The sequence below is a fragment of the Pseudomonas sp. LARHCG127 genome, assembly GCF_052871455.1.
Window position 1 is genome coordinate 348,816 of record NZ_JBIXJT010000006.1, and the last position, 7,906, is coordinate 356,721.

The 7,906-nt window shown below is 63.4% G+C and carries 7 protein-coding genes; 2 read left to right on the plus strand and 5 right to left on the minus strand.

Translation table 11 applies throughout. The features are described from left to right. Positions 1-134: 134 nt before the first annotated feature. The gene (gene hglS / locus ACIPQ1_RS13340; RefSeq protein ID WP_446534268.1) at positions 135-1,523 is read left to right on the plus strand and encodes a 2-oxoadipate dioxygenase/decarboxylase HglS; all 1,389 of its coding nucleotides are present in this window, start codon (positions 135-137) and stop codon (positions 1,521-1,523) included. 299 nt (positions 1,524-1,822) lie between these two features. Continuing rightward, on the plus strand, positions 1,823-2,341 hold the full coding sequence (locus tag ACIPQ1_RS13345) for an Hcp family type VI secretion system effector (RefSeq protein WP_411385069.1): 519 nt from the start codon (positions 1,823-1,825) through the stop codon (positions 2,339-2,341). A gap of 506 nt (positions 2,342-2,847) precedes the next feature. Here ACIPQ1_RS13345 and ACIPQ1_RS13350 read toward each other — a convergent pair. The 5 genes from ACIPQ1_RS13350 to ACIPQ1_RS13370 all read right to left on the minus strand — a co-directional run bounded on the left by ACIPQ1_RS13350 (position 2,848) and on the right by ACIPQ1_RS13370 (position 7,552). Next, complete coding sequence (locus tag ACIPQ1_RS13350; RefSeq protein ID WP_186708648.1) at positions 2,848-3,021, minus strand: hypothetical protein; 174 nt, start codon at positions 3,019-3,021, stop codon at positions 2,848-2,850. Between the two features lie 26 nt (positions 3,022-3,047). After that, positions 3,048-3,290, minus strand: coding sequence for a hypothetical protein (locus ACIPQ1_RS13355; protein ID WP_250962236.1), 243 nt, complete (start codon positions 3,288-3,290; stop codon positions 3,048-3,050). A gap of 65 nt (positions 3,291-3,355) precedes the next feature. Continuing rightward, positions 3,356-4,426 carry a lipocalin-like domain-containing protein gene (locus ACIPQ1_RS13360; protein ID WP_411385070.1) on the minus strand — a complete coding sequence of 357 codons (1,071 nt, stop codon included), beginning with the start codon at positions 4,424-4,426 and terminating at the stop codon, positions 3,356-3,358. Next, positions 4,416-6,884: an FtsX-like permease family protein gene (locus tag ACIPQ1_RS13365; protein WP_446534275.1), complete on the minus strand. Its 2,469-nt coding sequence runs from the start codon at positions 6,882-6,884 to the stop codon at positions 4,416-4,418. Before ACIPQ1_RS13365 ends, ACIPQ1_RS13360 begins: the two co-directional genes overlap by 11 nt. Further along, a complete protein-coding gene (locus ACIPQ1_RS13370; RefSeq protein WP_186708642.1) occupies positions 6,884-7,552 on the minus strand; it encodes an ABC transporter ATP-binding protein in 669 nt (222 codons plus the stop codon). Before ACIPQ1_RS13370 ends, ACIPQ1_RS13365 begins: the two co-directional genes overlap by 1 nt. Between the last annotated feature and the right edge of the window lie 354 nt (positions 7,553-7,906).

Below are 7,906 nucleotides of genomic sequence, written 5' to 3' on the forward strand. Positions count from 1 at the left end.
AGCAACGCCCCGTGGTGAACCGGTGGGTCAGTCCCTGGCAGAATGAAGTCCTGAAGATTCTTCGTTTGCCGGGACCGGCGAAGGCTGCGATCTTTCGTCCAACTTTCCCACAGCCCTCGCCAGGAATTCTCACGATGAGCTTCGTCAGCCCCGACCTGATCCGTCAACGCTTCTCCAAAGCGATGTCCGACATGTACCGCGACGAGGTGCCGTTGTATGGCGCACTGATGGAGCTGGTGGAACACACCAACGCCCAGGTCCTGACCGAACAGCCGGAACTGGCCGCCCACCTGCGCAACACTGGCGAACTCGAGCGCCTGGACCTGGAACGCCACGGCGCGATCCGCGTCGGCACCGCCGCCGAGCTGGCGACCCTGGGGCGACTGTTCGCGGTCATGGGCATGCAGCCGGTGGGCTACTACGACCTCACGCCAGCCGGTGTACCGGTGCATTCCACCGCGTTTCGCGCCGTGCATGAAAGCGCCTTGCAGGTCAGCCCGTTCCGGGTGTTTACCTCGCTGCTGCGCCTGGAACTGATCGAGAATGCCGAGTTTCGGGCCTTTGCCGAATCGGTGTTGGCCAAACGGCAAATCTTCACCGCTGGCGCTCTTGAGCTCATTGACCTGGCCGAACGCCAGGGCGGCCTGAGCGAAACCCAAGCCGAGGACTTTGTCCTACAGGCCCTGGAAACCTTTCGCTGGCACCACAGCGCCACCGTCACTGCCGAACAATATCGGCAACTGAGCGCCCAGCATCGCCTGATCGCCGACGTGGTGGCGTTCAAGGGCCCGCACATCAATCACCTGACGCCGCGCACCCTGGACATCGACATTGTCCAGGCGCGGATGCCCGTGCATGGCATCACCCCCAAGGCCGTGATTGAAGGCCCACCCCGTCGCCAATGCCCGATCCTGCTGCGCCAGACCAGTTTCAAGGCGCTCGATGAGCCCGTTGCCTTCACCGACCAGCCCCAGACCCGGACCCAGCCCCAAGGCAGTCATAGCGCCCGCTTCGGCGAAATCGAACAACGCGGCGCCGCGCTCACGCCCAAGGGCCGTGCACTCTATGACCAATTGCTCAACGGCGCACGCGATGCGCTGGGGGAATTCCCCAACGAAGCCAATGCCGGGCGCTACAACTCGCTGATGACCGAACACTTCGCTGCATTCCCGGATAACCACGATGAGCTGCGCCAACAGGCATTGGCGTATTTCCGTTATGTCCCGACGCCCAAGGGCCTCGCCGCCAAGGGCACCCTCGAGGCAGCGACCTCCCTGGAACACTTGCTCGAACAGCAATACCTGCGGGCCGAGCCCTTGGTGTACGAAGACTTCCTGCCCGTCAGCGCCGCTGGCATCTTCCAGTCGAACCTCGGCGACGCCGCCCAGAGCCATTACGCCGGGCAGTCCAACCGCCAGGCCTTCGAGGCGGCGCTGGGGCGAGGGACCATCGACGAGTTGGGGCTGTATGCCCAGACGCAACAGCGCTCTATCGACGAGTGCAGGGCTGCATTGGGCGTGTAGGAATACGCCGAAGGATAAAACGGCAAGAAGTTGCCTGGGGGGCGTGCAGCGTGGCGCGCCATCCTGGGCGGTTCTGCCCGGGTGGCGCGGTGTCCGGGTGGGCCGCGAGGCTCTGTCATGCGCCGGGCAAGGGTTTGTGCACTTTGTGGCCGTCCGGGAGGAAATAAGCACCAAGATCCAAATCAACCTATTGATATCTATGATTTTTTTGAAGATGGCACAGCTCTTGATAACCGTCAGGCCACCTCGGGGCGATTTCCGTCCCAGGCTCTATCGTTATCCAGGAAGGAGAGCATCCCTTGGCTACCCCCGCGTACATGTCCGTTACAGGCACCAAACAAGGTCTGATCACTGCCGGTGCGTTTACCGCCGACTCAGTGGGCAACACCTATCAAGAGGGCCATGAAGACCAGGTCATGGTGCAGGCTTTCGAGCACCAAGTGACAATTCCTCGCGACCCTCAGTCCGGTCAGCCAACCGGTCAGCGCATACACAAACCGCTGATCATCACCAAGGTCTTCGACAAAGCATCACCACTGCTGCTGGCAGCCCTGACGAGCGGCGAACGCCTGACCGACGTCACGATCCAGTGGTACCGCACTTCGGCCGCCGGCACTCAGGAGCATTACTACACCACTAAGTTGGAGGACGCGATCATCGTCGATATCAAGGACTACATGCTCAACTGCCAGGCCCCAGAGAACGCACATTTCACCCATCTGGAAGACGTGCACTTCACGTATCGCAAGATCACCTGGACCCATGAAGTCAGCGGTACCTCGGGGTCGGATGACTGGCGTGCACCCACCGTCGGTTGAATCAGAGATAGCCGCTCACGCATCGGCCAACGCTGTTGGCCAGTTGGCAAACAAATAATTGAAAGTCATTAATTCAGGACGGTGTTCGCCCAGTGCGACGGCCTCGGCAATCCATGCACTGGTAAAGAGCCTGACACTGGGCGAACGGGGACAATAATAATGGAACTTTCAGACTATGTCCGGGAGACTGTTTAAATAATTGTTTATCTTTGATCGTAACTGCTGACGATTGATCATTACTTCACTTGTTCGTACAGCCAAGTCTGAGGGCTAGCCCCCAAACCTGTGGCGAGGGAGCTTGCTCCCGCTCGGGCGCGCAGCGGCCGCTTTTGGGGCTGCTTCGCATACCCACGGGGAGAAACGACCACGCCCCGGTGTTTGTAGGCGGCTTATGCGCTGGCTGCACAAACAGTTATACAAAACATGGACAAGTACACAAAAGTTATCGGCAAAAATTTAAACAGCCATTAAAAACTCTTTTTTAATACCCGCCGGCATGACGCACTTCATCCACGCCGTCCGGTTTTTTGCGCATCAGTGTCCCCCGCATCAGGGTCACCGTGTTGCTGTTTGCGCTTGGCCGGGTCATTTGGCCGCAAGGCATCGTTATCGCGTTCCACTTCGCCGGGCAATGCTGGCGCGTCCGGGTTGGGCCGGGTTTGATCGGGGCTGTGGTTCATGGTGAACTCCTGGGGTCGTTCGGGATTCAGGCATCGGGGTCGGCGACTTCTTCGGCGACATTGGCATCCGGAGAGCGAAGGTGCAGTTGCTTGGCCTGGGTCTGCAAATCCTGCCAGCGTGCCAGATCGATGGCGCCGCGGCCGAACAGGTCATCGGCCACCTGCCTCAACTCAGTGAAATGAGCATCGGGGGACTGCTGCCGGTAGGCCTGGTCGTCGAACAGTCGCTGCCAATCGGCCAGCGACGGAAGCTTGAGGTCATCGCCCATGACGGACTCCTGCGAGACATTCATAGGTTATGAGGGTCGGTGTTCGCGGGGAGTTCCAGTGATTTTCAGTAGCCGGTCATTTCCAGGTAACCCGTGCCGCCCTGGTTGCCACTCAGCCGTACCGGGCCTTCCCAATAGGGAATGCGCAAGTCCATCCAGGCCTTGGGATTGAGTGCCTGGGTGATGATGTCGAGTTGTTTGCCGGGGATCTTGATGGCCCAGCGTACCGGCATCGAGCGCCCGGAGACCTTGGCCGTGTCCAATGGCACGAGACTGATCTCCTCGGCGCGCAGGGTTTGCGCCCGGCCCTGGGCATCGATCCAGGTGCCCGTGAGGTAAGGCGCGCCGTGCTTGTGGCGCATGCGATAGAGCATCAGGTGCTCGCCATTGTCCAGGTGCAGGGAGAACCAGTCCCAGCCGGTCTGGTTGGCGGTCAGGGGCTGGCTGCTCCATTCGCGATCGAGCCAGGCCGGGCCGCTGACCGTGTAGCGCTGGCCGTCGATTTCCAGTTCACCATTGGCCTGGAAAAACGGCTGGCTGTAGTAGTACGACGCCTGGCCCTGTTCGGATTTCTGGCTGAAACCTTGATCGCCCTGCAACACCAACGGACGGTTCGACGTCAGCCGCAAGGCATAGCTGAAGCGTCGGTCCCGAGCCTTCAATTGCATGTCTGCCAACGGCTCGGCCGCTGAAGCCTGGGTGCCGAATTGCCAGTCGTCGATCCAGGCCTCGAAGGGGGCCACCTTTACCCCGGCCTGCCCCACCCCACCTCGCGCATAACGCTCGGCGGCATGGTGCACGCTGTCGGAAGTGACCGCCGCATGACCGAGCCAGATCGTCTGGTTGCGCCAGCCGCTGGCTTGGGGTGCGGCATTCAACGCGCTGCGAAACAGCGTCCATTGCACGCCGAATTCCCGGCCTTGGGCATCCTTGAGGTTGGCGGTGACGTACCACCACTCGATGCGAAAACCTTCATGAATACCGTGGTCGGCCGGGAAACTGAACACCCGCCCAGGCACGACCGGCGTGAACGCGACAGCCTGGTCACCGAGGCCGGCGAAGCCCTTTTGCGCCGGCGCCGAGTCCTCACAACCGCTGAGCAACGCCAGCAGCAACAGGCCGGCTTTAATTTTCATGGGCAAAGCTCCTCAGCAAATCCGCCGGCTGCGTGCGGTACAACGCATACAGCGGCCAGGCCGATGCCAGGAGCGTGGCGAGCATCGCCAGGGCCAGCAACTGCGCCAACTGCAATGGAAACACCCGCAACGGCAGGCGCCAGCCGAAAGCCTGCACATTGATCACCGCGTCCAGGCACCAGGCCAGGGCAATGCCCAGCGGCAAGGCCAGGACCAGGGTCAACAGCGCCAGTAGCCAGGTCTGGCCGAGGTTGAGCAACATCAATTGCCGACGCGTCACCCCCAGCGCCCACAGCGGCGCCAACTGGCCGAGACGACTCTGGCTCTGGGTCAGCAGGCTGATGAACAACGCCACCCCGGCTACCGCCAGGGTCAGGCTGTTGAGGGCGGCGGTGGCGGCGAAGGTGCGTTCGAACACCTGGGTCGACCAGCCCTTGAGCCGGGCCTGGTCGACGATGCGGCTGTCATCCAGGCCGAACCGGCCCTGCAATGCCGTCACTAGCGCCGGGATCGCGGACGGCTCGATGCGCAGGTTGAAACGGTTCGGCGTCAGGTTCGGCCAGTGCGCCAGCAAGTGCTCGACGTTGACAAGCACATGGCCCTTGGGATTGCCGTAATCGGCGTAGACACCGACGATGCGCAGTGCCCAAGGTCCCTGCGGCGTCGGCAAGGCCAACTGATCGCCGATCCTCACCTTGAGGCGTCGGGCCAGTTGTTCGCTGAGCATGAGGGTGTCGGCGGCGGCCAACTGCTCCCACGGCTTGTCGCCGGACGATTCCAGCAGCGGCCAATGCTGGCGATAGTGAGGGTGGTCGAGGATGCCATGGATATCCGTCGGCCAGCCCTGCAACGGGAGCGAGACTTGCCAGAGGGGCACAACGGCAATAATCGCCGGTTGCTGCTTGAGCCAGGTATGCAGCTCTTCGGCCTGGGCCGGGGTTTGCGGGTTGATGTACAACTCGGCGCTCAGCCGTTGTTCGAGCCAGTTGCTGAACGTCTGGCGAAAGCCGGCGGTCATGCTGCCGGCGCCGATGTTCGCCGCCAATGCCAACAGCAGGGCCATCAGCGCCAGGCTCAGGGTCGGCAATTGTTGGCGGCAATCGGCGAGAAACCATTGCCCGAGCACCGAGCGGCTGCGGCGCAACAACCACGTCAGCACGCCGCTGAGCAACACCGGCAAGGCCAGTGCCGCGCCCAGCAACAAGGCGGTCATCAGGACAAAACCGCTGGCCAGGCTGTCGCCCCAGACCAACGCCGATGCGGCAATCAACGCCGCCACCGTCGCCACCCAACCCTGGCGTCGCAGCCAGCGCCCATGGGCTTGATGCCAGGCTTGGGGATTGGCCAGCGCCAGCAAGGGCAGGCGCGCCGCCCGCAACAGGCTGTCGGCGCCGGCCAGCAGCGCGCCAAGCAAGCTCAGGCCGACCCCGCTGAGCCACCACGCCGGGCTGAGGTTCAAGTGCCCGGCCACTTCAGCACCGTACAAGCCCCGCAGGCTCGCCGCGACATCGGGCAATAACAGGCTCGCCAGCCAATAGCCGCTGAGCACCCCGGCGATTCCACCGAGCAAGGCCAACCCGCCCAGTTCCATCGCCAGGCTGGTGACCAGTACCCGCGCACTGACGCCACAGGCCCGCAGGGTTCGCAACAGGCTGCGGCGCTGTTCCAGAGCCAGGCCGATGGCCGCGTGAACGATGAACAGCCCCACCACAAAGGATAAAAAGCCCAGGGCGTCGAGGTTCAGGTGGAAACTTTCGGTCAGGCGCGAGAGGTTGTTTTCTTCATCGGCGCGCTTGAATTGCAGTCGATCGCCGAACGCCTCCGGCAGCGCGGCGCTGAACGTCGCGGGCAACAGCAGCCGCGACAGCTGGTCCGGCATTCCGAGCACCGCTTGGGCAAACCCGATGTCCATCAACAGCACGCCCGGCGCCATGTCCACTTGGACATGCAGCGGCGGCAGGGGTCGTCCATCGACGGTTTGGGGCTGGTCGCCCTCACCCAGCCCCAGGGCCTGCAAAGTCTGCGGGGCGATCCAGGTACGACCGGGACTGGTAAAGAACTCCACCACCTCGCTCATCTCCCGCGCCTGTCCCGCCAACGCCGCACCGGGCGGCAGCGACACCGGGTCGATGCCCATCAGTTGCAGACGCTGGTCCTCGTGACCCTTGAGCACCACCCGGGCCTGCAACACCGGCGACACCGGCCAGCCCTGGCGCCGCAAATCGACAAACCATTGCTGAGGGAAGGTGCCGCCGCCGGGTGCAGTGAGGCTGGACTGGGGTTCGCCGCCGATCAGTTGGCTGGCCCGGGCGTAGCTGTCCCGGGCCTGACTGTTCAGCGCTTGCACGCCGGTGAGCAGACTGGTGGCGAGCCAGAGGCCAGTCAACACGCTGAAGAACTGCACCGGGTGCTGGCGCCAATGGCTGAGCAGGGCCTTGAGGGCCTGGCGAAAAATCATCACCCCTGGGCCACCTGCGCCAACCGTCCGCCATGCAATACCACGCGTTGGGCCAGGCGAGCCGCTACCCGGGGACTGTGGGTCACCATCAACAGGCTGGTGGGGCTGCCCTCCAGCAGTTCCAGCAACAGTTGCAGCACTTCGTCACTGGTGGCTTCGTCGAGGCTGCCGGTGGGTTCGTCAGCCAGCAACAAGGGCGGTCGAGAAGCCAGCGCCCGCCCCAGCGCCACCCGTTGCTGCTGGCCGCCGGAAAGCTGCTCGGGGTAACGCCGCAGCAACCCTGAAAGCCCGAGCCGCTGCACCAGATGGGCTTGCCAGGCCGCGTCATAGCGACCGCACAAGCGGGCCTGGAACGCCAGGTTGTCCTCCACCGACAAGCTGCTGATGAGGTTGAACTGCTGGAAAACCAAGCCAATTTCCGTGCGCCGCCAATTCGCCAGCTGGCTTTCACTCATGCCGTCGAGTCGATATTCGCCACTGCGAATGCTCCCGCGATCGACCTTGTCCAGCCCGGCAACCAAATGCAGCAGGGTACTCTTGCCGCTGCCAGATTCCCCCATCAGCGCCAGGCTGCTGCCGGGCATCAGGGTCAGGTCGACGCCCTGCAGCACCGGCAACGGGCCTTGGGGCGTGGGGTAGCTTTTGAACACTTGGCGGACTTCAAGCATGGACAGCCTCGACGGGTGGGCGTGAGGCTCAGGATAGCGGAGGTTGGGCACACTCAACACCTCCACTCACTCACCCACCGCCATCGCGAGCAGGCTCGCTCCCACAGGGTTTACCGTTGATCAATCCGTGGCGTGATGGCTGGGTAGCTTTTGTGGGGGGGGGGGGTGGGGGCGGGGGGGTGGGGGGGGGGGGGGGGGGGTGGTTGTGGGGGGGGGGGGGGGGCCAGGGGGGGGGGGGGCGCCCGGCTTGTTTTTGTGGGGGCGGGCGGGGCCCCCCGGGGGCCACCCCCCCCCCCGCCACAGGGTCGTGCAAGACCTTGTGGGTATCCGACATCATCGCAAACTGACCCTCCG

Excerpts from the sequence above, each read along its gene's own strand:
- ACIPQ1_RS13360 (WP_411385070.1), bottom strand. The coding sequence starts at position 4,426 with ATGAAAATTAAAGCCGGCCTGTTGCTGCTGGCGTTGCTCAGCGGTTGT.
- ACIPQ1_RS13370 (WP_186708642.1), bottom strand. The coding sequence starts at position 7,552 with ATGCTTGAAGTCCGCCAAGTGTTCAAAAGCTACCCCACGCCCCAAGGC.
- ACIPQ1_RS13355 (WP_250962236.1), bottom strand. The coding sequence starts at position 3,290 with ATGGGCGATGACCTCAAGCTTCCGTCGCTGGCCGATTGGCAGCGACTG.
- hglS (WP_446534268.1), top strand. The coding sequence starts at position 135 with ATGAGCTTCGTCAGCCCCGACCTGATCCGTCAACGCTTCTCCAAAGCG.
- ACIPQ1_RS13365 (WP_446534275.1), bottom strand. The coding sequence starts at position 6,884 with ATGATTTTTCGCCAGGCCCTCAAGGCCCTGCTCAGCCATTGGCGCCAG.
- ACIPQ1_RS13350 (WP_186708648.1), bottom strand. The coding sequence starts at position 3,021 with ATGAACCACAGCCCCGATCAAACCCGGCCCAACCCGGACGCGCCAGCA.